The organism is Acetobacter fabarum (assembly GCF_011516925.1).
Taxonomy (GTDB): Bacteria; Pseudomonadota; Alphaproteobacteria; order Acetobacterales; family Acetobacteraceae; genus Acetobacter; species Acetobacter fabarum.
This window is the reverse complement of the sequence record NZ_WOTG01000002.1, coordinates 42,922-68,246: the sequence shown is the minus strand read 5'-3', so window position 1 is coordinate 68,246 and position 25,325 is coordinate 42,922. Positions and strand designations below refer to the sequence as shown.

Annotated in this window: 25 protein-coding genes and 1 pseudogene; 10 read left to right on the top strand and 16 right to left on the bottom strand. The window is 60.0% G+C overall.

Annotated elements, in window-relative coordinates:
• Positions 1-48 precede the first annotated feature (48 nt).
• The 11 genes from aldA to GOB83_RS03330 form a co-directional block, all read right to left on the bottom strand.
• Positions 49-1,494, bottom strand: a complete 1,446-nt coding sequence (gene aldA / locus GOB83_RS03380; RefSeq protein WP_165925240.1) for an aldehyde dehydrogenase — start codon at positions 1,492-1,494, stop codon at positions 49-51.
• Positions 1,495-1,593: 99 nt separating this feature from the next.
• Positions 1,594-2,457 carry a LysR family transcriptional regulator gene (locus tag GOB83_RS03375; RefSeq protein ID WP_165925239.1) on the bottom strand — a complete coding sequence of 288 codons (864 nt, stop codon included), beginning with the start codon at positions 2,455-2,457 and terminating at the stop codon, positions 1,594-1,596.
• Between the two features lie 13 nt (positions 2,458-2,470).
• Positions 2,471-3,307: an aldo/keto reductase gene (locus GOB83_RS03370; RefSeq protein ID WP_086646574.1), complete on the bottom strand. Its 837-nt coding sequence runs from the start codon at positions 3,305-3,307 to the stop codon at positions 2,471-2,473.
• Between the two features lie 166 nt (positions 3,308-3,473).
• Positions 3,474-4,088 (bottom strand): thioredoxin domain-containing protein, encoded by a 615-nt coding sequence (locus tag GOB83_RS03365; protein ID WP_242005719.1) that lies wholly within the window; start codon positions 4,086-4,088, stop codon positions 3,474-3,476.
• 30 nt (positions 4,089-4,118) lie between these two features.
• Positions 4,119-5,480, bottom strand: a complete 1,362-nt coding sequence (locus GOB83_RS03360; protein ID WP_086646573.1) for an outer membrane beta-barrel protein — start codon at positions 5,478-5,480, stop codon at positions 4,119-4,121.
• 195 nt (positions 5,481-5,675) lie between these two features.
• Positions 5,676-6,167 (bottom strand): c-type cytochrome, encoded by a 492-nt coding sequence (locus GOB83_RS03355; protein ID WP_233129134.1) that lies wholly within the window; start codon positions 6,165-6,167, stop codon positions 5,676-5,678.
• An 8-nt stretch (positions 6,168-6,175) separates the two neighbouring features.
• Positions 6,176-6,766, bottom strand: coding sequence for a methylamine dehydrogenase (amicyanin) small subunit (mauA, locus tag GOB83_RS03350; RefSeq protein ID WP_086646666.1), 591 nt, complete (start codon positions 6,764-6,766; stop codon positions 6,176-6,178).
• The gene (locus tag GOB83_RS03345) at positions 6,753-7,358 is read right to left on the bottom strand and encodes a redoxin family protein (protein ID WP_158093044.1); all 606 of its coding nucleotides are present in this window, start codon (positions 7,356-7,358) and stop codon (positions 6,753-6,755) included. The genes mauA and GOB83_RS03345 overlap by 14 nt, the downstream gene beginning before the upstream one ends.
• Complete coding sequence (locus GOB83_RS03340; protein WP_165925238.1) at positions 7,355-7,945, bottom strand: MauE/DoxX family redox-associated membrane protein; 591 nt, start codon at positions 7,943-7,945, stop codon at positions 7,355-7,357. The genes GOB83_RS03345 and GOB83_RS03340 overlap by 4 nt, the downstream gene beginning before the upstream one ends.
• Entirely contained in the window at positions 7,942-9,138 is a 1,197-nt protein-coding gene (locus tag GOB83_RS03335; RefSeq protein ID WP_086646570.1) for an amine dehydrogenase large subunit, read from the bottom strand. Before GOB83_RS03335 ends, GOB83_RS03340 begins: the two co-directional genes overlap by 4 nt.
• A 140-nt stretch (positions 9,139-9,278) precedes the next feature.
• Positions 9,279-10,166 (bottom strand): LysR family transcriptional regulator, encoded by an 888-nt coding sequence (locus GOB83_RS03330; RefSeq protein ID WP_086646569.1) that lies wholly within the window; start codon positions 10,164-10,166, stop codon positions 9,279-9,281.
• Between the two features lie 61 nt (positions 10,167-10,227).
• Here GOB83_RS03330 and GOB83_RS03325 point away from each other — a divergent pair, with 61 nt between their 5' ends.
• The 4 genes from GOB83_RS03325 (at position 10,228) to GOB83_RS03310 (ending at position 12,865) form a co-directional block, all read left to right on the top strand.
• Positions 10,228-10,713, top strand: a complete 486-nt coding sequence (locus GOB83_RS03325; protein ID WP_242005718.1) for a PACE efflux transporter — start codon at positions 10,228-10,230, stop codon at positions 10,711-10,713.
• Positions 10,714-10,860: 147 nt separating this feature from the next.
• Positions 10,861-11,097 (top strand): (2Fe-2S)-binding protein, encoded by a 237-nt coding sequence (locus GOB83_RS03320; RefSeq protein ID WP_086646664.1) that lies wholly within the window; start codon positions 10,861-10,863, stop codon positions 11,095-11,097.
• Between the two features lie 76 nt (positions 11,098-11,173).
• Positions 11,174-12,136 carry an NAD(P)H-dependent glycerol-3-phosphate dehydrogenase gene (locus GOB83_RS03315; protein WP_165925237.1) on the top strand — a complete coding sequence of 321 codons (963 nt, stop codon included), beginning with the start codon at positions 11,174-11,176 and terminating at the stop codon, positions 12,134-12,136.
• Between the two features lie 195 nt (positions 12,137-12,331).
• Complete coding sequence (locus GOB83_RS03310) at positions 12,332-12,865, top strand: Dps family protein (protein ID WP_165925236.1); 534 nt, start codon at positions 12,332-12,334, stop codon at positions 12,863-12,865.
• Positions 12,866-12,973: 108 nt separating this feature from the next.
• Here the strand turns inward: GOB83_RS03310 and GOB83_RS03305 are convergent, their stop codons facing one another.
• On the bottom strand, positions 12,974-14,605 hold the full coding sequence (locus tag GOB83_RS03305) for a bifunctional aspartate transaminase/aspartate 4-decarboxylase (protein ID WP_086646567.1): 1,632 nt from the start codon (positions 14,603-14,605) through the stop codon (positions 12,974-12,976).
• A gap of 134 nt (positions 14,606-14,739) precedes the next feature.
• Positions 14,740-15,948, bottom strand: coding sequence for an AI-2E family transporter (locus GOB83_RS03300; RefSeq protein WP_233129132.1), 1,209 nt, complete (start codon positions 15,946-15,948; stop codon positions 14,740-14,742).
• Between the two features lie 216 nt (positions 15,949-16,164).
• Between GOB83_RS03300 and GOB83_RS03295 the strand changes: the two genes are divergently transcribed.
• A complete protein-coding gene (locus GOB83_RS03295; RefSeq protein ID WP_086646566.1) occupies positions 16,165-16,926 on the top strand; it encodes a TetR/AcrR family transcriptional regulator in 762 nt (253 codons plus the stop codon).
• Positions 16,927-16,965: 39 nt separating this feature from the next.
• On the opposite strand, the gene msrB is transcribed toward GOB83_RS03295, so the two are convergent.
• Positions 16,966-17,376 carry a peptide-methionine (R)-S-oxide reductase MsrB gene (gene msrB, locus GOB83_RS03290; protein ID WP_095349966.1) on the bottom strand — a complete coding sequence of 137 codons (411 nt, stop codon included), beginning with the start codon at positions 17,374-17,376 and terminating at the stop codon, positions 16,966-16,968.
• Positions 17,377-17,674: 298 nt separating this feature from the next.
• Here msrB and GOB83_RS03285 point away from each other — a divergent pair, with 298 nt between their 5' ends.
• The 5 genes and pseudogenes from GOB83_RS03285 to GOB83_RS03265 all read left to right on the top strand — a co-directional run.
• Positions 17,675-19,171 (top strand): sodium:solute symporter, encoded by a 1,497-nt coding sequence (locus GOB83_RS03285; RefSeq protein WP_165925235.1) that lies wholly within the window; start codon positions 17,675-17,677, stop codon positions 19,169-19,171.
• Positions 19,168-20,148 carry an N-acetylmuramic acid 6-phosphate etherase gene (locus GOB83_RS03280; RefSeq protein ID WP_165925234.1) on the top strand — a complete coding sequence of 327 codons (981 nt, stop codon included), beginning with the start codon at positions 19,168-19,170 and terminating at the stop codon, positions 20,146-20,148. The genes GOB83_RS03285 and GOB83_RS03280 overlap by 4 nt, the downstream gene beginning before the upstream one ends.
• Positions 20,148-21,164, top strand: a complete 1,017-nt coding sequence (locus tag GOB83_RS03275; RefSeq protein WP_165925233.1) for an N-acetylglucosamine kinase — start codon at positions 20,148-20,150, stop codon at positions 21,162-21,164. Before GOB83_RS03280 ends, GOB83_RS03275 begins: the two co-directional genes overlap by 1 nt.
• A complete protein-coding gene (locus tag GOB83_RS03270; protein ID WP_242005717.1) occupies positions 21,161-23,422 on the top strand; it encodes a beta-N-acetylhexosaminidase in 2,262 nt (753 codons plus the stop codon). Before GOB83_RS03275 ends, GOB83_RS03270 begins: the two co-directional genes overlap by 4 nt.
• Before the next feature lie 72 nt (positions 23,423-23,494).
• Positions 23,495-23,692: pseudogene (locus GOB83_RS03265) on the top strand (transposase); the annotation flags it as partial.
• 236 nt (positions 23,693-23,928) lie between these two features.
• On the opposite strand, the gene GOB83_RS03260 reads toward GOB83_RS03265, so the two are convergent.
• A complete protein-coding gene (locus tag GOB83_RS03260) occupies positions 23,929-24,738 on the bottom strand; it encodes an acid phosphatase (RefSeq protein ID WP_242005716.1) in 810 nt (269 codons plus the stop codon).
• A 323-nt stretch (positions 24,739-25,061) separates the two neighbouring features.
• Positions 25,062-25,313 (bottom strand): hypothetical protein, encoded by a 252-nt coding sequence (locus GOB83_RS03255; RefSeq protein ID WP_165925232.1) that lies wholly within the window; start codon positions 25,311-25,313, stop codon positions 25,062-25,064.
• Positions 25,314-25,325 lie beyond the last annotated feature (12 nt).

Here is a 25,325-nt window from a genome sequence, read left to right as displayed (position 1 = left end):
CCGCAGCCTTTTGTTTTAACCCCCAAGCCCCGTGCTTACGGGTGGCATTCAGGCGTTCAGGTAGATGGTTTTGGTCTGCACATAGGCTTCCAGCCCGTGCTGCCCGTCTTCCCCACCAAGGCCACTGTTCTTGTAGCCGTGGTGGAAGCCCTGCGGTTCTTCCCCCGCGCCACGGTTGACGTATATTTCGCCAAACTCCAGTTCACGCGTCATGCGCAGCACCCGACCCAGATCCTTGGTAAACAGATAAGCCGACAGGCCGTACTGGCTATCATTTGCCAGTGCGAGGGCTTCATCAAAATCCCGCACCTTGAGCAGGGACAGTACTGGGCCAAACACCTCGTTTTGCACAATATCCATACCATGCCGCACATTGGTCAGCAGGGTGGGTGCATAATAGGTGCCGTGGTCATAGGCTGGCCCGCTCAAGCGGTGGCCACCCAGTTCCAGCGTGGCACCCTGTGCAATGGCTTTTTGCACCATGGCATCCACTTTTTCCAGCTCCGCCAGACTGACCTTTGGCCCCATATCGGTATCATCCTGCATGGGGTCTCCCACTTTCAGCTTTTCCACGCGTGCACGCAGGCTTTTTGCAAACTGGTCATACACGGCCTCGTGCACGTAGGTCCGCTCGTTGGCGGTGCAGACCTGCCCGCCGTTAAAGAAGCGCGCACTCACCGCAGCATCTACCGCTGCGTCTATGTCCGCATCTTCCATAACAATAAACGGAGCTTTACCCCCCAGTTCCAGCCGGACTTCCTTCAGATGTTCGGCAGCGGCCGCCATGATCTTTTTGCCCGCAGGGGTGGAGCCGGTCATGGTAATCAGCGGCACGTCCTTGTGGGCCACCAGTGGCACACCCACATCCGGGCCATCCCCGGTTACAATGTTCAACACACCGGCAGGCAGCCCTGCTTCCTGCGCCAGAGAGGCCAGTGCCAGAGCCGAGAGCGGGCTTAGCTCATGTGGTTTTACAACAATGGTATTCCCCGCAGCCAGTGCCGGGCCAATTTTGCGCGCACACAGGGCCAGCGGAAAGTTCCATGCGGCAATCCCCCCCACAACACCGTGGGGCACACGGTCGATCAGGATTTTTTCTCCCTCACGTTCACCGGGAATAATTTCGCCTTGCAGGCGGCGGGTATTTTCAGCCGCAAAACGCAAAAGCCCTGCGGCAAAATCCACCTCCACCCGTGCTTCTGCAATGGGTTTTCCCATTTCGGAGGTAATGGTGGTGGCGAGTTTTTCCTTGTCACGCACCAGCAGGTTCATCAGGGCGTACAGGTAATCGGCCCGGGCGGAGGCTGTTTTGGCACTCCACGGACCAAAAGCCTTGCGCGCGGCTGCCACGGCCTTGTCCACATCTGCGGTATTACCTTTGGCTGCGGCTGCCAGCGCCACGCCATTGGCCGGGTTTTTAATGGTTACGTAATGGCCGGAGCTAGGCTGAACCCACTGACCGTTGATGAACTGATCATGTTTTTTCAAAGACATTTCCAATAGTCTCCTTACCGTCTGGGTATGATTATTGGGCATGGAACACCACTTTAAAAGTGATGATATGTGAGCCAAAGGCTCACAAAAAATGAACACCTATTCCGCTGGGGTGCCCAGATAGTCCACAAACCGCATAAGCAGCGGGGTTACGCCATCACGCCGCCATACGCTGTACACCGGGGCTTCTGGCAGGTCTGGCGGGGTCATGGCATGCAGCCCGTGCGTGTGGGCTGCGGGCAACATCACATCGGGGCAGCAGCACACCCCAAGCCCTGCGCGCACGCAGGCAAAAATAACGTGGTAGGATTCAATAGTCTGCACACGCCTTGGTACAACACCGTTCTTTTGCATCCATGCCTCGAACACACTGCGGTAAAAACAGTCCGAGTTGAACAGAAGAACATCCGTGTTTGCCCAGTCTATCTCACCGGGCGATGCAATCTGTGCAGGCGCCACAAGGCGCAAACATTCCGTAAAAACCAGCCTGCTTTCCAGCAGAGGGTGCTGGATTGGGCCATCCGTCAGGGCCAGATCCACTGCGCGTTCCATCAGCATCTGTTCCAGCGTGTAGCTCGCGCGCTTGAGCACGGTCAGCTCCACATCCGGGAATGTCTGCATGAAGGATGGAAGGCACTGGGGCAGAAAATGCTGTAACGCTACATCCAGCGCCCCAAGCCGGAGCACACCACGCGGCACATCAGGTTTAAAAAAATGTTCAAGGGCTGAGGCTTTTTGCACAACCTCACGCGCCTGCGCGTAAAATGCCCGGCCAGATGGTGTTTCAACCAGCCGCCCTTTTTCACGCAGGAACAGGGGCTGGCCAACACTCTGCTCCAGCTCCCGCAGCCGGGCCGTTACGTTGGAAGCAACACAGTTCAGGCGGCGGGAGGCAGCCACAACCGAGCCTGCCTCCATAACCGCGCAGAAAAACCTGAGCTGTGCGAGTTTGAGGCTATCCATGCCCCAGCCGCCCTTAAAACTCCTCGTACGTCGCGGGGTCCTGCCCAAAGGAGCGCCCATCGGGGCGGGCCAGAGTGGCAATGTCCTTCATGTCCTGTTCCGTCAGTTCAAAATCGAACACGGACATGTTCTCCACCTGCCGCTCACGGTGCGATGCCTTGGGGATCGGCACGGAACCAACCTGCACATGCCAGCGCAGCACAATCTGTGCCGGGGTTTTGCCCAGCCGTTTGGCAATGCCTGCTATCAGCTCATCAGACAGGATTTTGCCACCCCGGCCAATCGGGCTCCAGCCTTCGGTCACAATACCGTGCTTCTGGTGGTAGGCCCGCATATCGTCCTGCGGGAAGTAGGGCGAAAGCTCGATCTGGTTGATGGTGGGTAGCACGCCTGTTTCGGCATGCAACTTGTCCAGATGTTCGGCCAGAAAGTTGCATACGGCAATAGAACGCACATAACCGCGCTTTTGTGCCTCGATCAGCGCCTGCCATGCCTCCACATACAAACCCTGCTTGGGGTTGGGCCAATGGATGAAATACAGGTCGTAATAATCCAGACCGGCGCGGTAGAGGGATTCCTCAATGCAGGTCAGGGCTTCATCATATTTCTGGTGGCGGCCGGGCAGTTTGGACGCAATGCTCAGTTCCTCGCGCGCACGCCCGCTTTTACGCACGGCCTCGCCCACGGCCCCTTCGTTTTCGTAATTAAACGCGCTGTCCAGCGCACGGTAGCCAACATCAAGCGCACTGAGCATGCCCTGCACGCCTGCTGCACCGTTTAATTTGTATGTACCAAAAGCTATAAGTGGAAAGCTCCGGCCATCGTTCAGGGTTAGTTCAGGAATGCTCACGCCTGCGTTCTCCTTGAGTATGGATGGACCCCGCACAGTCCCCCGCACGGATTAACCTCAACGCTTCTGTGTGCATGAAGGTTCCGCCATTCACAAGGCAGGAACAGGCAGGGCGGGTACGCATGGTAAGCTGGCACACGACAAAAGGCCGTGTGCCAGCACTCCCCTACGCGCTGGTGCGGGCTGCTTTACGGTTATGGGCGATATAGGCCTGTACCGTGCCAAACCCGCTCTCCCACGCATTGAGCAGGCTTTCCAGATGTTCACGGTTGTTCACCAGCCCGCGTGCGATCAGCACCCCCTGCTGGTCAAGCAGGAAGGCTGCTGGCAGCTTGTCCACTTCCAGCGCACGGCCCAGAGCGGGGTCGTTTATAAACAGGGCCGGTGGTGTGGCGGTCTGCTGTGCAAAAAGGGTTTGTGCGGCTGGGTTATCATCCCCCGCCAGAACCAGTTCCAGCTGCTCCTTGGCGCAGAAACTGCGTGCAATGGGTATGACCTTACGCGAGATCGGGCAGGTAGCCGACACAAACAGCAGCAGGCGGGGCATGGCCCCACCGGCCAGCCCCATGGCCTGCCCATCCAGCGTTGCAAAGGAGCCTGCGGGGGCCATGTCCCCCGGCTGGGGGCCGCGTGCGTTTGTCAGGGCACCTACGGGCGCGATTTCCTGAAAAAGCCTGCGCAGCCTGAGCACCATGCGGTACGCCACAAAAAATGCGGCACACAGCAGCAGGCCCAACATGGCATTTGCAAGAACAAGAGCCTGCAGGCCTGCCTGTGTCATACCTGCTCCTTCCCGCCCTTTAGCGGCGTATCAGTAAGACCAGATGGCATCGCAGCTGAACCAGAACATGTTGTTGGTGCCGTTATTGGCAAAATTGACGTTCGGATCATCCGTGGGAGAAACACGGTTGAACGGACGGGTGCCATTGAGCGACTTGTCCAGCCGCACTTCGGGGCGAAGAGAAAAGCTGCCGCGCGGCAGTTTGAGGAACTCCGGCCGGTAGGTCACGCCCACGGTCAGTTCCCCATACGTGGTGCCCGGTGCCTGATCGTAGGGGTAGCTCCGCCCGCGCAGCTCGTTCACGTAGGACATGGTGGAGGTGTTGGCACCTACAACCTGTCCGTTATTGTCCCGGAAGATTTCACCACGTGCGTTAAAGGTCAGCGAGGGGGAGAAATCATGCGCAAAATAGGTGGTCACGCCGTACACGTCATCCTGCAAATAGTCGTCATGGTAATAGGTACCATTGAGCGTGATGGACGTGGTGTCGTTCAGTTTGTACGTAGCCAGAATATCGCCAACATATTCCATTTTCTGGTTGGCTACATTGCCAATGGCATACACGCTCTGCTGCGGGCCAAGGTAGGCAATGGCCGCCACATCCAGATTGCCGTCAGCAAGGCCTGTAAGCTGCACGCCAAAATAGCCTTTGGGCCGCTTGTTGTTTTTGGCACCGCCAAACGTGGTGGAGTTACCCGCATTAACACCCAGAACCCATGCAACCGTGTCGGTCATATGCCATGTGGCCAGCACACCCACGGTTTCAAATGGTACAATGTAATCGGATGAATAGTTATAGGAATAAAAGGGGCGTTCCAGTGCGTCCGTGCCCTCAAAACCCTGAATACCGTATTGCTGGCCTATCTGCAGGTCTATGCCGCCCTTGCTCAGCCAGGGGAGATGCGCATCAATATGGGCCTGTGTTGGCGCCCACTGGTACATGCCTGTCAGGTTACCATCGCCCATGCCAATGGTCGGGTTAAAGCGGGCGTCCGAACCGTACAGCACTTCGAACACAAACCCGATGCCATAGCCCCCGCCAATGTCGGTCGTGGGGTGGGAGAGTGTGCCCGTAATCTGGTTCAGTGTAGCCGTGTTGGCGCGGTCCACGTAGGACTGTGCCCAGTTCCGGCCTGTGTGGGTCCACGGGTTGCCGTTTACGCCGGCTTCGACCACAAGGTGGCCTTCCAGATCATCAAACCATGTATGGTTCTTGGAGGTTTTAAGATTAACCTCTTCCTTGTCCGCCTGTGCTTTTTCCGCAGGGGTTTCTTCCAGCACCAGAGGGCGGGCGGAATCACCGGGAATTATTTTTTCCTGCGCCATGGCGGGCAGCGCCGCCAGTTGCATGGTCAGCCACATCCCAACGGGCAAAGGGCGGCGAAGAAACATACTTTTTTTGCTCCACAGATCAGAACCAAATTATTCAGTAAAACCCGCCGGGCGGGTGAGTATGACAGTTTGCACCGGATACAGGCTGGATAAGGCGTGACCAAAAGTCACTTTAAGTTTTCATGTCACCCGCCAGACCTGCCACAAGCTGCGCCTGCTCCTTGTTGCCGCACCGCCACAAGGAGCACGCCGCACTCACCCTTTGCCGGGTGTATGCGCGCAGGCCGCAAGCGAACGTTCGAGCACATGCGCACGCAGGCTCATGAAGTCCGGCCCCGAGAGCGGGTGCGCACGCCATGTGTGCACTTCCGCTGCCGTGTAGGGCTTGAAGTTGGGCGGCGTGCTGGTCCCCCCCAGTGTGATCAGCACAAAGTTCATGACATCCGCCAGAGTCTGGTCATCGCGGATCAGGGACATGGACACACCTGGCACACGCACCAGATAAGACCGCCCCTCCTCCGTGCAGGCAAAACTGCCTACCGTGTTACGCAGCATGGGCACAAAGGTCGGGCCGGATATGCCCTCAATCCCGTGGCATCCACCACAATGCGAAACATAAACAGACTGCGTATGGCTCAGGGTTGTCGCACCCGGCACGGCATCTGGCACCGCATGGGCACGCGCGGTACCGGCCATAATGGCCAGCACCGCAACGCAGGCAGGCAGAACACAACGCAACAACGCCATGCGCATGCTCAGGAAGCTTTCCCGATCACGGCGGCGGTGGAGCAGTTGTACATTTCCGACGTACCCGTGCCGAAGCACCAGATGATGTCGTTATTGGCCATGGGGCGGTAGGAGGGCTGGTCCCCGTCCGTGCCAAGGCAGGTTACTTCGTTACACGAATCCTGGCCACAGCAGTCACGGTAGGCAATCATGTAGGAATTACCATCCTGCGGGTTGTAGCAGCTCCCAATCCATGATGTGGGGGACGGAGCCGTACCGGGCGGGCAGCTATGAACCCCACCACCGCAGGACGTGCACAGGTTGCCGTCAATGGCGCAATAACGCCAGTAATCGCACGCATTGGCATCCTTGACCTGTGCCTTGGTGCCAAAAGGCGTTGGCGCCTTGGAAGCAGCCTTGCCCGCAGCAGGCGTTGCTGCCGAAGCACGGCTGACCGGCAGCAGCGGGAACAGCGGCACGGCAGCCGCAAGCCCGCCCAGACGGGCCACCACACCACGGCGGGACGTACGCCCCGCAAAGCGGCGCAGCACGGATTCGGTCATACGGTCGAACAGGGAGACATCCTGTTCCGTTTTTTGAGTGTGTTCAGAAGGCAACATGCGCATTCGCTCCTGTATCGGCTGGCGCTGCGGAGTGTGTGGGGGCCACGCCATCCAACACCCCTTCAATCTGCCGCCGCGTATTAACTAGGTCTTTGGCCAGTATGGTGCCGCGCTCATCAAGCAGTACCACCGCTGGCATACGGTTGATTTGAAGAACCAGAGCCAGTTCAACCCCGGTTATAAGTGGAACACCCTGCATTTCTGGCCGGGCCAGCTGCATGGCTTTAAGTTCGGGTTCGGGGCCGTCCCCTACAAACACAAGGTCCAGCCCACGCTCGGCAGCAATCTGGCGCGCAATGGGGGAGACGCGCTTGCACACGGGGCACTCCGCCGCCACAAACAGCAAAAGCTGCCTGCGACCTGCGGGAAGAACATCCCCCACGGTAAAGGGCTGGCCATCCAGCGTATGCAGGATCAGGCGCGGGACCACCTGCCCCACGTCCAGACCGGGCTTGACCTCCTGGTTACCCAGCGGTGCCAGCCGCTCGTGCAGCACACCAATCTGGCGGGCCAGTGCAACCAGCACAACGGCCAGCACAAGCACCAGAACAACCAGAACAGCCTGCCAGAGGCACAACAGCATAATCATGCGCCGTGCTCCTGCATGCCGGACCCGGGCACATGCACCGGTGGCAATACCTGCATGGCCTGCCACAGCAGATACAGGCACACGCCCCCTACAACACCCTGCCCCCACAGTACGGGAGCAACCCCATACCCAAAGGTAAGGCCCATGCAGGGCACAAGAGCCAGCACGGCACAGGCCAGAGTGCGCAGCACAACTGCCCAGGAGAGCTTTTGACCAGCCACCCCCGGCGTGCACCCACACGACAGGTCCGTACGGCCGCGCAGCACATTCACGCCCATGGCGCAGGCAAACACAACCAGCAGCACCGCCGCAGCAATGCTGCCAACACCTGCCCCAATACCGGAAAACAGCAAAACAGCGACCCCGATTTCGGCTACAGCCAGTGCCCAGGCCGCACTTTCGTACGACCATGCGGGCAACAGGCGGTAAGCAGCAAGTGTGCCCAAAAACGTGTCATGCGCACGCAGTTTGGCAATACCAGCCACCATAAACAGGGCGCCAATACCACCTGCACACAAAGCCGCTACCAGTTGCCCTGTCTCAACGCACCATACGGGTGCCAGAAAGGGCGAAGCCTGCAGGCTCATCCTTCACCCGGCGCAACCGTGAAAATCAAAGACGTACCAAGCCCTTTCATGGTCCGCAGCAGCTTGCCGGTGCGGGCGTCGGAGATAAAGAAGTTGCCATCTTCATCCGCAGTAAACATCAGCGGGCTTGCATCCTGCGTCACGCCGACCATGGTGCTGGCTACCTTGAGCGGCATACGGCGGATACGCTTGTGCGTGTCCGTGTTGTACACCCAGACTTCTGTCCCGGAATCCTTGTGGGTCCAGAACGTGCCACGGTGCATGAGCACATACAGCTCGTGCGTGTCTTTATGCAGGGCGGACATCTGCCACCCACCCGGACGCCAGGTGACTTCAAACGGTGCCGTAGCATCGGACCCGGGCTTGAGACCGGCCCCTTCCTGCAAGGACCATGCAGGCTGCACAACACTGTTGGCAGACAGGGTGGTTGGGTAAACCTTGCCGCTATAGCTGATGAAATACGTAGAACCGTCTTTGGCGACACTGGGGCTCTGTTCAAAAATGCCGTCTTTGTCGGGTTCAAAGAACGCAGCGCTGTGGGTTACACTGGCCTTGCCATCTGCCTCGACACTGACATTGCTCAGAGTACCATCACCACACAGGGAGGAAAAACCGGCATTGCCCCACGCGTATGCAAGGGCACAGCCGGGAATTTCCACCGTATGGGTAACTTTGTGTTCCTTTGTGTCCACCACCTGCACCGCGTTGGCGGGGCTCATCTGGTACACGTAAACCCGTGCGCCATCGGCGCTGATGGCCATGTCGTTCCGCTTGGGGGTCACCAGTGCGCGGGACGGCAGTTTTTCATCCGCAGTCAGCTTGAGTGTCTGGGAATCGTATTCGGCCAGAAGGTCGTTCCGTGCGCCACGGTTGCCGCGTTCCCATGTGGTTTCACCCACATAAAAGTGGCTGGCATCGGGGCTGAGCACCATGTTGGGGTTGTAGGCAGCCTGCACCATACCCAGCAATACGCCACGATCGGCGTCCACCACATCTACACGGCCATCCTTGTTATGGGTGTAAACCGCGTCTTCCACCAAAATGGTGTGGGGGCTGTAAGGTTTTAGGGTGACCACGTCGCTCTGCTCGGTTTGCAGGACGGGTTCGGCGGCCTGAACGGTGGCTGCTGAAAAAAAGGCCGCACTGCCAAGAAGCAGGCCAAGCCATGATTTGCGGGGGCTAAGAAGGGACATGCAGACCTGTTTTTCTCTCGTTTTCCTTCAGGATTTTCGTATCATAGTCGTTACTGTTGCCTTTTCAACACAAAAATTGCACACATATGTCAACAACCTGACACGACCGGGAACCGACCGCGGAAATCCGGCGGTCGATTTTAAAAATTCCCTTCTTTTTTAAAAAATCGTTGCAAAAGCCACCGCGCGGCAACCCCGTGGGAACCCTTGGCGTGCCAGACCACGGCAAGGGGCACCAGACGGTTGCCTGCATCAAATTGTTGCTCCAGCACCACAATGTCCGGTGCGGCGGGCGATGCCGCCAGAACATGGTCGGATACAAAGGCCCAGCCTATGCCGTGGCGCACCAGTTCCAGAATGACCCAGTGGCTTTCCACCCACCAGACTTCCCCCGCCAGCCGCAGGTAATGCCGCTCGCGCTCCTGCCCACGGGCCGCGACCAGAATCTGGCGGTAGCGTTTAAGCTCCTCCCACGCTACGGGGCCCCCCTGTGCCAGCGGGTGGTTGCGCCCGCACACCAGCTTGAGCGGCACCCGCCCGATGGTGCGGAAGGCAAGTTCGGGCGGCATGCGGTGCTGCTGCCACATAACCCCAAGCTGGGCGGCACCATCACGCACCAACTGGCCGACATCCTCCATGAGTGGAAACAGGATTTCCATTTCCACATGCGGAAAAACCTGTGCAAATTCCGCAAAAACCGGGCCAAGGGCATGCTCGGGGTATAGTTCGTCTATGGCGACAACCAGCTTGTTCTCCACCCCGCTTTCCAGCGAGCGGGCAACACCAATCAGGTGCTCACGCCGTTCCAGCACCACGCGGGCCTCACGCAGCAGGCGTTCGCCATCCACGCTCAGTACGGGGGTGCGCCCTGTGCGCACAAACAGGACAACCCCAAGGTCCACCTCCAGGTTGGCCACGTGCGTACTAATGGCCGACTGGGCACGCCCCAGCGCACGCGCTGCCGCGGAAAAAGACCCGGCATCCACCGTGGCCACAAAGGCTTCAAGCTGTTCGAGAGAAACGTTCATCCATCTGTTTTTCCGATAGGTTCCATCTTTTCTTTCCTATCAGGCTCGATAGATTGCCGCCATGTCAACTTACTCTTCCAGCCAGCCCCCGGCCATGCGCGCGGCAGGGCTACCCGCACCTCCTGTGGTTCCCATGCGTTCGGGCATGGACCGCCTGCGCCATGTTCTGCTGTTCGAGCTTATTGCGCTCTCCATTACCATTCCCGCTGGTAGCGCCCTGTTTGGCCTGCACGAATCCTCCATGGGCGTTATTGGCCTTGGCAGCGCCATAACCGCCATGGTGTGGAACTACCTGTACAACCTGATTTTTGACCGGGTGATGACCCATCTTTACCGCACCACGCACAAAACCATGCGCGGGCGGCTGGTGCATACCCTACTGTTCGAGGCCGGGTTGCAGGTGGCCCTTGTGCCGGGGATTGCCCTGTACACCCATGCCCCGCTGATGGAGACGTTCTCGCTCTCCCTCTCCCTTGCCCTGTTTTATCTGGTGTACGCTTTTGTCTTCAACATGGCGTATGACCGGGCCTTCCCCCTCCCGCACTAGCCCGCCCTTTGTGGCAGCACGGCAGGGGCACGGTCCCCTGCAATCACTTTTTGGGGCAAATGAGGAGTGCAGCGCACGGAAAGTATTGCGACTAATTCTCATTTATGGTTGAGTGAGGTCAGACTCGTAACCATGAGGTGCAAAGTAATGGTTGTCTGCTCCTGCAACCTACTGACTCATAAAGATGTTGAAGCCGCCGTGGCCGATGGTGCAAACCACCCGCGTGAGATTTATGCCGCCCGCGGGTGCAAGGCCCAGTGCGGCAACTGCGTTAAAGGCGTTGTGTGCCTGCTGCGCGAAGCCAAAATGAGGCACATGCAGCAGGCTGAACTGGCCGCCCACGCCGCCCGCCAGCAGAGCGTGGCCATGGCTGCTTCTGCCTGAGCACACGCCAGCCGGGCTTATTCCTGCCCTTTTACCCCGCTTGCACACTCCTCTGGCTTCTGGCACCGATGCAGGCATGAGCGATCCTGTTTTTGTACTTGGCGGCGGTGCCTGGGGCACTGCACTGGCCCTGCATGCTGCCCGCACCGGAGCACAGGTGCACCTGTGGGCACGCAACGCGCAAACCCTACCCAATGGGGCCATGCCGCGCCTGCCGGACTACCCGCTCCCCCCTACCGTTCACCCCTGCTCCGCATTGCCACCAGTTACGCCGCGCTGCGTGCTGGTTGCCGTGCCCACGCAGTATCTGGCCTCTGTTCTGCCCCTGCTGCCCACTGGTGTTGCCGCCATTTTGTGCTGCAAGGGCATAGAACGCCAGACACTGGCTTTTCCGCTGGATATTCTCGCGCGGGAGCGGGCAGATGTCCCCGGCGCTGTGCTGTGCGGCCCCAATTTTGCGCGCGAGATTGCAGCAGGCCTGCCCGCAGCCGCCGTGCTGGCTGCCCCGGACGCCGCACGCGCGCAAAGCCTGAGCACCCTACTTTCCACCCCCCTGTTCCGCCTTTACGCCAGCACGGACTGTGTGGGGGTGCAGCTTGGAGCTGCAGCCAAAAATGTAATTGCCGTAGCCTCGGGCGTGACCATAGGCGCAGGTCTGGGCGAAAACGCACGCGCAGCCCTGATTACCCGCGGACTGGCCGAAATAACCCGGCTGGCTACAGCCCTTGGCGGGCAGGCGGCAACGCTGGCGGGCCTTGCGGGGCTGGGGGATCTGCTCCTGACCTGCACGGGTGCATCCTCGCGCAATTATCAGATGGGGCTTGCCCTTGGGCAGGGCATGAACACGCAAACCGCCCTGCAAAGCCTGCCCGGCGTGGCCGAGGGGGTAACAACGGCTGCCGCCCTGCAAAGGCTTGCCCGCACCCATGGGGTGGAAACCCCCATAACCGACTGCATTGCCGCCTTTATGGAAGGGCAGATAACCCTGCAACAGGCCACCCACAACCTGCTCAGCCGCCCGCTTAAAAGCGAGGTTTAGCCGCCCGACCTGCGCACAGGCTGTAGCAGACTACGCTCTGGCAATACGCGCACCCCGTTTTGTCACGTTCGTGTGAGGGGTGGAGTCTTTGCCCGCATGGGGTTGTATCTGCCCATGCACTTTCCACGTTGGATGCAGCGGTGGGGGAACACCCCGCACCGCAGACTGACATTTATTGGAAAGGCTGGCATTCCCATGACCAAACCCAATGCTTCAGAACGTCACATCAACGAATATCTTGGCACGCCCACAGACCTGAAGGCCGAAAAGGTCAAGGCTGTGGCCGCAGGTCTGGCCGAGGTGCTGGCGGATGTGTTCGCCCTTTACATCAAAACCAAGAACTTCCACTGGCATATGAGTGGCCGCCACTTCCGCGATTACCACCTGCTACTGGACGAACAGAGCCAGCAGATTTTTGCCATGACCGACCCTCTGGCCGAGCGCGCACGCAAGATTGGCGGCACCACGCTACACTCCGTTGGGGAAATCAGCCGCAAAACGGCCATTCTGGATAACGACGCCCTGTACGTCACCCCCGAGGACATGCTGGCCGAACTGCGCGAAGACAACCTGACCCTGACCAAACGCCTGCGCGCGGTGCATGAAATCTGTGATGATGCCCACGATGTTGCCACCGCCAGCCTGCTGGAAAACTGGATTGATGAAACAGAGCGCCGCACATGGTTCCTGTTTGAAACCACCCGCCCGGTTTTTGGCAAAAACGACTGACGGCTGCAGGGGCTAGCGCCCCCACGCAACCAGCCCCGCGCAGGCCATGCGGGGCAATACCGGGCAGGCTGGAGCAGGGCTTACCCCTACCCCGGCCTTTGCCCGGCTTTAGTGTGCCGCAGGTGCGGGGGCTACGGCCTTAACCCCTTTTTCCGCGCAGTAGCGGGCATAATATTCATCCGCCATGCGCCGCAGGGCCGTACCTATGGCTGCATACTGGTACTCGTTAAGATTGGCGAGCGAGGCCCGGGCCGATGGGCGTTTAACGGCAAAGCCATCACCGGGCAGCAGCACCACGCCTGTTTCCTCCGCAATGCGGAACAGGATGGTCTGGTAGTCCACCTTGGTCATCAACCACCGGGCAAAGCGGCGGCCATAAAGCTGCGTGACCACATTGGCCAGATCAATCAGCGTATAATAGTGGGTGCTGCCATCATCATCCGGCGCTTTTACGCCCAGATCGCGGTACAGAGCCAGCTCACGCCGGTGTAGCAGGCGTTTGAGCGCGTTTTTATACGCATCCCGCCCATCCATAAGGGCAAACAGGGCAAACAGCACCATCTGCACCTGCTGGGGGGTGGACAGGCCCGCCGTGTGGTTAAGGGCCACTGTGCGGCTATCGGCCACCAGCCGGTCAATAAACTTCAGGCCACGCACGTCGGGGGTGAGCGAGGCGTAGCGCTTGTCCAGCTCCTGTTTTTCGGCTTCGGGTAGGGCTGCCAGTGCGTGATCCAGCACGTTGTTCTGGTGCATGGCCACAACACCAAGCCGCCAGCCCGTGGAACCGAAATACTTGGAGAAAGAATAAACCAGCACCGTATTGTACGGGCAAATGGCGTAAATGGACCGGAAATCATCGGCAAAAGTGCCGTACACATCATCGGTGACAATAATCAGGTCCGGGCGTTTTTTGACAATTTCGGCAATGCGGGCAAGCCCTGCATCGCTCATACGGACCGATGGCGGGTTGCTGGGGTTAACCACCAGAAAAATCTTGACCGAGGGATCAAGCAGTTTGTCCAGTTCTTCTGGCGGGTACTGCCACCCGGCCTCGGGGTCGGCATTAATAGCCACTTCCTGCAACTGGTAGTCCCGCAGTTCCGGGATTTCCACGTACGGGGTAAAGACCGGCATGCCAATGGCGGCCTTGTCCCCCGGCCGGATCAGCCCGTTCTCCCGCAGGGAGGCAAAAATATAGCTGATGGCAGCCGTTCCCCCTTCCAGCGCAAACAGGTCTGTCGTGCTTTCGGGCATGGTGCCGCCTGCCATTTCGTGCAGCAGGTAGTGGCGCACCACCTGCTCGGCATAGCGGAGCATGCGGGGTGGGGTCGGGTAGTCACACCCCAGAATGCCGGCCGTGGCTTCGAGCAGGAACGCATCGGCTGGCAGGCCCATCTGGTCACGCACATAGGACAGGGCACGGCGCAGGAAGGCCACGCCGGGCACATCCTTGTTGGCTGCCAGAAATGCCTCAAACCGGGCTTCTATTCCTGCACGGCGGGGCATACCCCCCACCCCTTCGGCCATATAGGAGAAGGTGAGCGCAGAATCGGCTGCGGCAAACATGCCAAGCTGAAAAAAGCCCTGCCGGGGCAGGGTCGCCAGAAAGTTGGGGTTGCCGCGCCCTGCATCCAGCATGGCCCGCTGTGCCCGCCCCGAGGCCAGCCGGATAAGCTGGTCCTTGAGTTCAAACGGGCTGAGGTGCCGGTATTTCTGAAAGTCGTCGGCTGGGCTGGACATCCCGTGCTTCCTTCAAGCGGATATTCTTGTTGTGGGGAATGTGCATGCACACAAGCGGGAAAACCACCCCCAAAAACGCAGATCGTGCCTGTTTTGTCCTGTTTTTTACCCTTTTATGCCAAAAATGCGCTCTGTCAGACCTGTTCTTCTTCCGGCAGGGGGGCGGTCAGGTGGTCGATCACCGCCAGCAGCACGGCCGTAATGGGGGAGGCAAAAGCAAAGCCCCACATCCCCAGAAAAGCGCCAAATATGGTCTGGGAAAGAATGGTCAGCGCAGGCGGCATACTGACCGCCCTTTTCTGAATGAAGGGGGACATCACATACCCTTCAAACGCCTGAATAAAGGCATACAGCCCCGCCACCATAAGGGCTTCACGCGGGCTGATGGACAGGGCGATCAGCAAGGCAGGCACTGCCCCGATAAACGTACCCAGATAGGGAATGAAGTTGGCCGTACCCGCAACCAGCCCAAGCGGGAAAGCAAGCGGCATACCCAGCAGGGACAGGCCAACCCATGTCAGCACGCCCACAACGGTCATATCCAGCAGCTGCCCCGCAACCCAGGCAGAGAGCACATGGGCTGTTGTGCGGATCAGCTCACGCGCGGTGCCACGGTAGCGCGTGGGCACCAGCCGCAGCAGACCATTGGCATACAGGTGGGGGGAGAGCGCAAAATACACCCCCGCAATCACAATAACCACCAGCGTACCTGCCGACCCGAAGGTGGAGGTCAGCACGTTGGTCATGGAGCCTGCAAAATCTATTCCGCCAGCTCCCTCCGACCCAAGGGGGCCGGATGTCTGGTTGCCACCAAAAAAGCGGGGAATGTGGTTGAGCACCGAATGCCCGATCGGGTTTTTGTCCAGTGCGGCATGCAGGGCATCGCGCTCATGGGTCAGGGCTGCGTACAGATGGGAAAGCTGGGTGACCAGCTCGGGGCCGGACACATGCACAACAAACGAAACACCCCCCACAAGCCCGGCAAGGAACAGCACAACCGCCACCCACTGCCGCATGGGCAGCACCCGGCAGATCAACCGCGCGGCACCATGCAGGACCACCGCCACAAGGGCTGCGGCAAACACCACCATAACCACGGCCCCACCCGCATAAATGAACAGCCCCACACACAGGGCCGCCACCACGGCAATGGCAAGCTGGTAAAAGCGGCGCAGAATACGCCCCAGCTTTTGCACGTTCAGGGCCAGAACGGCTATCTGCTCCGCGCTGGCGGTCCCTGCCGCATCTGCCATGGGGGTGGGGGGCAACCCTTTATACGCACTGGTCTGGCCGGGCTGGTCTGGTGCGGGAGCCTGTTCGCCCTCAAGCATCTGCTGTTCCACTGGGGTTATTTCCTGACATGATCGTGCGCCACATGGTATGTGTGCTTTGTGTGTGGCGGAAAAGAGCTGCCGCAACACCCCCTTTTCTTGCAACACATTCTTGCGTCGCACGGAAAGACCTCGAAATAAAAACACGACACGGGTATAAAACCGCCACATTGCAGATGTGTTTCCCTACCCCTTCCCCTACACCAGCTAACACAAAGCGGATAATCGTTGTCTGAGCCCCCAGCCCCCCGTTCACCCAAAGGTTACCTGAGCAAGGCCCTTACCTTTGCCACCCGTCCTCTGGACATGGCAAACCCTTGCCTGCAGGGGCGTAAACGGCGCTGTGGGCGACCCACGACCGATGTTACGGAAGACCTTGACCAGTATCTGCTGGAAATAGCGGCGGGCCTGTTTGTGCAGCATGGCTATGCGGGCACCTCCATCGACCAGATCGCCCGCAAGGCGTGCGCCAGCAAACAGACAATCTACCGTCGCTATTCCTCCAAGGAAGCGCTGTTCATAGCAGTGGTCACCAACCTGACCGGCTCGGTACTGCGGGCCATGGAACAGACCCCCCTGACCAACCCGCTGGAGGAGCTGCGCCACATCAGCCGCCTGATGCTGGATTTGACCCTCCGCCCCGATGCGCTGGGCACGTACCGGATTCTCATAGCCGACGGGCACCGCCACCCATCCCTGCAACAGCAGGCGGTGGCGGCCATTGGCCAGCCTTTCCATAATAATTTTGTGCGCCTGCTCAAAGCTGCGGAGCAGAAAGGCCAGATCAACCCCGGCCATGCCACGGATACCACGGCCCGCCTGCTGACCGGCATGGTTACCGGCTGGCCAATGGAAGACAGCCTTTTTGGCCTTGATCCGCTCAAGACCGAGGAAGAGCGCGATGCTTTTTTTAACGAAGCATGGTCTTTTTTCCTCAACGCCGTAGGGGGGAGGCAGACTGCCCCGGCCCCGCAACAGGTTCCGGGCTGAGCACACACCTGCGCGCCCCGCCACACCGGGGTTGTGTGTTTACCCGGCGCTGCCCGTAGCACTGGGCCGGAAGTCCAGCGCAAGCCCGTTCATGCAGTAACGCAGCCCGGTCGGGGGTGGCCCGTCGTTAAAGACATGGCCCAGATGGCCCTCGCACTGCGCGCAGTGGGCTTCCTCCCTGACCATGCCGTGGCTTGTATCACGCCGGGTGGCAACGCCCTGCGGCTCTGCCGCCCAGAAGGATGGCCACCCGCTCCCGCTCTCATACTTGGTGGTGGAGGAAAACAGCAGCGTACCGCATGCCGCGCAATGGTAGGTGCCGGGGCGTTTTTCCCCGTTCAGGGGGCTGGAGCCGGGGTATTCCGTGCCATGGCCGAGCAGAATCTGCTCCTGTTCGGGGGTCAGGGGGGCACGGGGGCCACACCCGCCAGAACTGCAACTGCTGGTCATAACGGTTCCTTTCTGCCTCCAACCGGTGCGGTGCACCAGCCACCCCGCACCGGGGCACTACCTGCCGCCCAGACTACCGCTGGCAAGCCTGCTGCGCCAAGCCCCCGGCCTGTCACACTCGGGCGAGCGCCTCCCCCGGGCCGGCCCGCCACGCGGGGCACGGGAATAGAGGCTTGCTGCCCGTGCGGGCTGTTCCTAAAGTTCGTGTGCGCCATACCAGCCTTACCCCGCACACGGGCTGGCCCGCCCGGTATGGCGTTCCCCCAGCCCTGCCCCACGGCATGAACAGGACCACACCATGAGCCTTACCGATCTGCTGGTCATGCTGGCCTATCTGGCAGCCATGCCGGTTGTGGCCCTTATGCTGGCGGGTCGCCAGTCCTCCCCCACCGCGTACCTAGAAGGGCACAGGGACCTGCCATGGTGGGCGCTGTGCCTGTCCCTTGTTGCAACCGAAACCTCTACCCTGACCGTCATCAGCGTGCCGGGCATTGCCTATGGGGCGGGCATGGTTTTTGTGGGGCTGGCCCTTGGCTACCTTGTGGGCCGGGCCATTGTTGCGTGGTGGTTCCTGCCCCTTTACCAGCAGGGGCACATGCTCAGCGCCTATGACTGGCTGGGCCAGCGCTTTGGCCCCACCATGCAGCGGCTGGCCTCTGCCACATTCCTGACCACCCGCCTGCTGGCAGAGGCCGTGCGCCTGTTTGCGGGCATGCTCCCTTTGGCCACCATGCTGGCAGCCCTGCACATACACCTGCCCCAGCCCGTGCTGCTGGGGGGCATTATGCTGCTGACCCTGTTCTACACTGTTTGTGGCGGCCTGCGCGCAGTGGTCTGGTCAGACAGTATCCAGTTCGGTCTGTACCTGTTCGGGGCGACAGCCTGCGCGCTGCTGCTCTGGCATGGCGCTCCCGCGGGCACATGGCACAGCCTGCAACAGGCAGGACGGCTGCACCTGTTTGCCCATGGCGCCCCGTTGCTGAACAGCCCGTTTACACCCCTTGCCGCCCTTGCCGGGGGGGCTTTGCTCTCGGTTGCATCCCACGGTACCGACCAGCTGATGGTCCAGCGTGTGCTGGCCGCACGTAGCCTGCGGGATGCGCGGCTGGCCCTTATGGGCAGCGCGCTGGGGGTGGGTGTGCTGTTTGCCCTGCTCAGCCTGACGGGCGTGCTGCTCTGGGCACGCAATGGCGGGCTCACACTTGCGCAGGCGGGCTATGCCAGCCCGGATGCCATTTTTCCCGCATATATTGTGCACGACCTGCCACCGGGCCTGCGCGGGCTTATGCTGGCGGGTATTCTGGCCGCCACCATGGGCTCACTCTCGGCTACGCTGTCAGCCATGACCGCCGCCAGCGTGGGGGATTTTGCCCCCCTATGCGCGCGTGCCGCACGCAGGCTGCGCTGCTCCGCGCTGGGCTTTGCCCGGCTGGTTAGCGTGGTGTGGGCCTGCGCGCTGGTGGCATGTGCGGGGCTGTTTGCCCATGCCAGCCAGTCCGCCATTCTGCTTGGCCTGTCCATTGCCGCGTGCGGGTATGGCCCCATGCTGGGCACGTTTGTTGCGGGCATGGCCATGCCCCGTGTGCAGGCACGCACACTGGCACCTGCCTTTGCATTAAGCGTGCCGTGCATGGTCTGGGCCATGCTGGCCCTGCGCCCCAACGGGCACCCCCTTGCCTTTGCGTGGCTGATCGTACTGGGCGTGATTCTCCTATTCGGGCTAGCCGGCCTGCTCCATATCATGCACCTTAGTCGGTACCCCCTGCCCGCCCGCAACCGGAGGCCAAAATCATGACGACTCAACACACACCAAACCAGCCCCCCCGCACGGAAATGCAGGACCCGCGTTATGACGGACTGGACACATGGCCCACCGCCACCGTGCTGGAAAGCCTGCTGGAAAGCCAGCTCGCGGCCACGGCGGCAGTGCGCTCCGCTCTGGCTGACATAGAGGCCGCCATTGCGCAGGCGGTGCCACGGCTGGAGCGGGGCGGGCGGCTGTTTTACGTAGGGGCAGGCACATCGGGGCGGATTGGCTTGCAGGATGGTGTGGAACTGATCCCAACCTATGGCTGGCCGTCGGAGCGGCTGGTGCTGCTGCTGGCAGGTGGGGAGGCCGCCCTGTTCAGCCCCGTGGAGGGCGCTGAAGATGATGAGGACGAAGCCCAGCGCGCCATAACCAGCCACACCCCCACGGCTGATGATGTGGTGATCGGCATTGCCGCAAGCGGGAACACCCCCTACACCTGCGCAGCCCTTGCCAGCGCCCGCTTTTGCGGCAGCCTGACCATTGGCCTGTCCTGCACCCCCGCAGCCCGCCTGCTGGCCGAAACCGACATAGGCATCCTGACCGAAACCGGGCCGGAAGTCGTGGCAGGCTCCACCCGCATGAAGGCAGGCACTGCGCAGAAAATCTGCCTCAACCTGCTTTCCACCACACTCATGATCCGCCTTGGCCATACATGGCGGGGGCATATGGTGGACATGCGCATTGTCAACACCAAGCTGGTGCACCGCGCACTACGGATGATTACCCAGTTAACCGACTGCTCGGACACGCAGGCACAGGCCGCCCTGCTCAAGGCAGATGGGTCCATCAAACTGGCTATCCTGCTGCGTCAGGGGCTGGAACCCGCACAGGGGCGTATGCTGCTCCGCCTGTGCGACGGGCACCTGCGCCGGGCACTGGACCTGCTGGCCGTGCAGGCTGCACGTGGCGTAGGCCCGGCCGTCCATAACACCACCCCCGCGCCCGAACAGATGCTGTATTAATGCCTCCGGCCCAGACCCTTCTTGCACTCGATGGCGGAGGCACCCATACCCGCGTTGCCCTGATCACGCGGGATGGTGGCCTGCTGGCCCACACCACCGGCCCCGGCTGCAACCCCTATGACCGGCCAGACTGGGCCGAACACCTACATGCCCTGCTGCGCGCATTCCCCCATAACGGCCTGTGCGCGGCCGTACTGGGCATGGCCGGGTATGACGGGGCGCGCCCTTCCTCCCACCAGCAGGTGGACGTTGCCCGCGCAGCTCTTGGGCCAGACATCCCGCTGGAGCTGGAAAACGACGTGCAGACCGCCCACCGGGCTGCCTTTGCCGGAGGGGCGGGAGTTTTTGTGCTGGCAGGCACAGGCTCCGTAGCGCAGGCGTGCACGCAAGATGGGCACACCACCCGCGCAGGCGGCTGGGGCTGGCTGTTTGGGGATGAAGGAGGCGGCTACTGGATTGGCTGCCAGACCCTTAACCACGCCGCCCGTTTTCTGGACGACCCCACAACACCCTTTGCGCCCTTTGCACGCGCCGTGCTGCATGCGCTGGAACTGCCCAGCCACGGCCCCAATGCCGCCGACGCCTTGCGCGAGTGGCTGCGCACCCGCCCCCACCCACGCTCTGCCATTGGGGATGTAGCCCCCATAGTCCATGCACTGGCCCAGACGCATGACCCCCGTGCTCTGGCCATACTGCATGCGGCGGCTGCGCATCTGGCCGACCTGGCGCATACGGCCTGCCGCAGCCTTGTGCTGCCCCCCCCGGCTGCACCCACCAGCCCTCCGGCTGAACAGCCCCTGAAAGGCCTGCCGTGGAGCTATGGCGGGAGTGTGATGACCAGCGCGGTCGTCCGTGCGCGTGTGAGCACACTGCTGGGCCAGCCCGCAACCCCTCCCGCCCTGCCCCCACTGGGTGGCGCCGCCCTGCGTGCAGCCCAGCTGGCAGGCTGGGAGGTCGGCCCGGCATGGGTGCACAGGCTTGCAACCTCACTTTCGGTGCAAAACACACAGCCATGATTGCTCACTTTTTCAAATCCATCCCGGCCAGAACACTGCTCCTGTGTGGCCTTGCCCTGGCAGGGGGCACACCCTGTGTGGCCATGGCGCAAAATGCGCTGGACGCATCCCCCGGCACGCCCCAACTGGCTTTTGTGCGCAATAACGTAAGCCTGCCGCTGGTCATGCCAGCACCGGCTGTTCTACAGGCATCAGGGGCTGCCTTTACCCTGCCCCAAAGCCTGACCCTACACTGGAACAGCCCGCCAACCCCGCTATTGCTCCGGGCTGTAGAGCGGTTGCGTACCCGGCTTTGCATACTGGCAGGCAGGCCCATTATGTTCACTCAGGCTCCACCTCCACCGGGTGGGCTTGTGCTGAACATCAACACCCCCAAGGACATCACATTCCCCAGCCCCACCATGCGTGAGGGCTATACGCTGGATGTTGCCCCCACCGGCATAACCCTGAATGCACAAGGGGTGGCCGGAGTGCTGCATGGCCTGACCAGCCTGAGCCAGCTTGTACGGCAGGAGCGCGATGGCCCCGTGCTGGCACAGGCCCATATTGAGGATACCCCGCGCTTTGCCTGGCGTGGGCTTATGCTGGATACCAGCAGGCACTTCATGCCCCTGCCCGACCTGCTGCGCCAGCTGGACGCCATGGAAATGGTCAAGCTGAACGTGCTACACATCCACCTGTCCGATGGTGCCGCCTTCAGGGTGGAGAGCAGGGTTTTCCCGCGCCTGCACACACTTGGCAGCCATGGGCAGTATTACACGCAGGAGCAGGTTCGCCAGCTTGTGCGCGAGGCTGCGGACAGGGGTATCCGTGTGGTGCCCGAGTTTGATACACCCGGCCACAGCTACGCCATGCTGCTGGCATACCCGCGCTATGCGGCCAACGCCCCGCTCAACACCACCGACCGGGCCGAGATCAACCGCGCAGCCCTGGACCCCACCAACCCGGCTACACTCAGCTTTGTAAACGCCGTGTACGCAGAAATGGCGAGCCTGTTCCCCGACCCCGTTTTTCACATCGGGGGGGACGAGGTGGTGGCAAAGCAATGGGCGCAATCCCCCCACATTGCCGCGTATATGAAGCAGCGCCACATAGCCTCGGTTGCGGCCTTGCAGGCGGATTACACCCGCCACGTAGCCCACGCCCTGCGCCTGCGTGGCAAAACCGTTATGGGCTGGGATGAGGTACAGGAAGCCGTTATTCCCCCTGACACCATTATAGAAAGCTGGCGCGGCCCCGCCCATACCGCACAGGCCACAGCCGCTGGCCATGACACGGTTATTTCCGGCCCCTATTATCTGGACCGCCTGCTCCCCGCGAGCGCTTACTACACCACAGACCCGCTGGACATGCGTAAGGACGCAGCAGAAGCACAGGCAGCAGCCCAGACCACCGGCCCCAACCCGCCCGACAACCCGCCAGTACCCCCCACCACCCCGACAAAGGCGGAGGACGCCCCTCCACCACCCCTGAATGACGCACAAAAAACCCATGTGCTGGGTGCGGAAGCCGCCTTGTGGACCGAGGTTGTCTCCCCCGACATGCTGGATGCGCGCATATGGCCACGGGCAGCAGCACTGGCCGAGCGGTTCTGGTCCGCGCCGGAGCAGTGCGATGCCACAACCCTGTACCCCAGACTGGCCATTATGGCAGACCGGCTGGACCTGCTGGGGCTGGAGGCCCACGCCAACACCCAGCGCATGCTTGAGCGCCTTGCTCCGGGGGAGACTGAGGCTGCTGCCGTGCTGCTTCAGGCGGTCTCACCCGTGCGTAATTACGCCCATAATCATGAGTTTTTACAAATCCGGCATAAACAGACCGCCACCTTGCAACAGCTCGGCACCCCGGCGGATATTGCCAGCCCGGACAGTTTTGAGGCTGAAACCTTTAATGCCGAAGCCAAAGCTTTTATTGCGGGCCATACCGAACTGCGCCATGAGCTGGAAAATACACTCTCCCGCTGGGCCGGTAACGACAGCGCCTTTGCCCGCGCAGCAGCCCATAACACGGGACTGACCCCGGCATTGGCAGCCTCGGCCCAACTGGCCGATCTGGCCCGTGCGGGGCTGGCCGCACTCGGCACCGGGCGCACACTAAACTGGCGCGAAAACGCCCGCACTGCACTGCTTGCCGCCAAAAAGGACATAGCGACCTCGGCCAGTATTCATGTCGTGACCAATACCCCCCAGCCCGAAGGGGACCTGATCCAGCGGATCGTCCCCGGAGTGGAGGTTCTGCTTGATCAAACCATCCCCTAGGCTCAGGATCTATTAATGTATTGAACTGAGCAAACGGTTGTGATTCACAGACTTACCGATGGAGGTAAGGCCGTGAGTGAGGTGTTTTTGCTGTCTGAGCGCCAGATGAAGCGGATTGAGCCGGTTTTTCCTCTGGTGCACGGAGTGCCTCGTGTGAATGACCGGGGTGTTCTGAGCGGGATCGTTTATGTCATCCGTAACGGTCTACAGTGGAAAATCGCTCCGAAAACGTATGGTCTTCACAAGACGTTATACAACCGCTTTATCCGGTAGAGCCACCTGATCTCTGATATTACTCCTCGTTCAGACACAAAAACCGGAATCGCAAGCTACCAACAAGACCTACCAATCCGATTTTCGTAGCCAGGATATCTTCTACGCTCAATGCTACAAAGCCTGCCTACACCAAACTAGCAAAACTAATATTACCCGGAAGAAGCGTATATTTAAGGAAATTTCTGCCGATCCCCATTTTCTATCCTTCCAGTTTTATAAATTTATTTATTTTAAAACGCTTCTTGAGATGCCTCGTGCTCTAAAGCGCAAGTCGCACTCTCCGCGGGTGTCGCTTTAACACGCGCATTTTGTAATTCTTTACGAATTGAATCCATTTTTTCTGCAAACCATGGCTGCTCCTGTATGGCTGCAAACATGGCGCTGCCATTCATGTAGCCTGCCTGTACATCGCTTTTCCAATGCACACCGCAGACAATACGGCTTTCGCCAAAAATTCGTCCACGCTGCATGATTTGACTTGAGCGTTCTGGCATAGCGCTACTTAGGATAGAGGCGACCAACCAGCCCCATGTAGTATGCCCAGATGGATAGGAAAAACTCGATGCCAGTTTGTCGGCATCTGGCGTGCAAACAGGCTGACTTGTGCCCACGAAAGGCCGTTGCCGCCGCCAATTCTCTTTTTCTTCCGTTATGCGTTGTTCAAGGGGCTTTTCCAATGCGTTCAAAACAGCAACAAGAGTGGGGAGTTCGCTCGGTAAAAGCTTGAACCCTGCAGCGCATGAAAAGTCACCAATCATATGTTCTGGATCAAGATCCGCGTCATTGTGCGCCAGTTTCCAGCGATTACTGTTTTTTAAAGCCCGTGTACTTTCAAAAGCCTGTATGTCAGCTTCCTGCGCATGAGATTTGATGACTGGCGGTGGCGGCAAAAATCCTCGGCCATCTGGCAACATTATCGTTGCTGCGTGCCCGACTTGAAGTGGAATCAGCGTGTCACCACAAATCAGCATCGTTAGAAGGATCAGAGCACCACGATCCATAAGAATAACCTCAATACGTTTTAAGAAAGCGGATGTCATACTGCATCCCGAGCATGCTTGACCGTGACAATTTAATGAAAATACCAAGCCTGGAATTCATTCTTTGAGATAAAAGATGAAGGTTGCAGCTATATGAATTACGAACGTGAAAGTATGAGTGCAACAGCCGTATCTGTTGTCTACACACCTTCAGTTTTTCAGCTTTGCGTCTATGTTTTAGAAAGGCAAACGTCCTTCCGTGTCATCCGGCACTGGTCTTCATGATCCTGGTCACCCAGAACTTGAACACCCTGTACGATGAACGGACGGAATACCTGATTAACGATGGCTTGTCCTTTACGCGTTTCCCTGATCTGAAGCCTTCAGATCGTGGGGCTGGCTTCAAAACGGTCTGCCTGCTTTCGCGTGATCTGGAAATAGAAAGCAACCATGCCGGGACAATGAAGACTTTCTGTTGCTCTTGCGCAACCTACTTGCCTGAAAACTAAGGATATTCTCACAGCCCCGAGGAAATAGGCCATCACGGTTTTCAGCAGATGTTTTGTTTTCTGCACATTCCGGCGCTGCCTGCGTCTTAAAATCGTCACAAAAAAAGACGGCGGAAAAACGCGCATGCAGGACTCTTT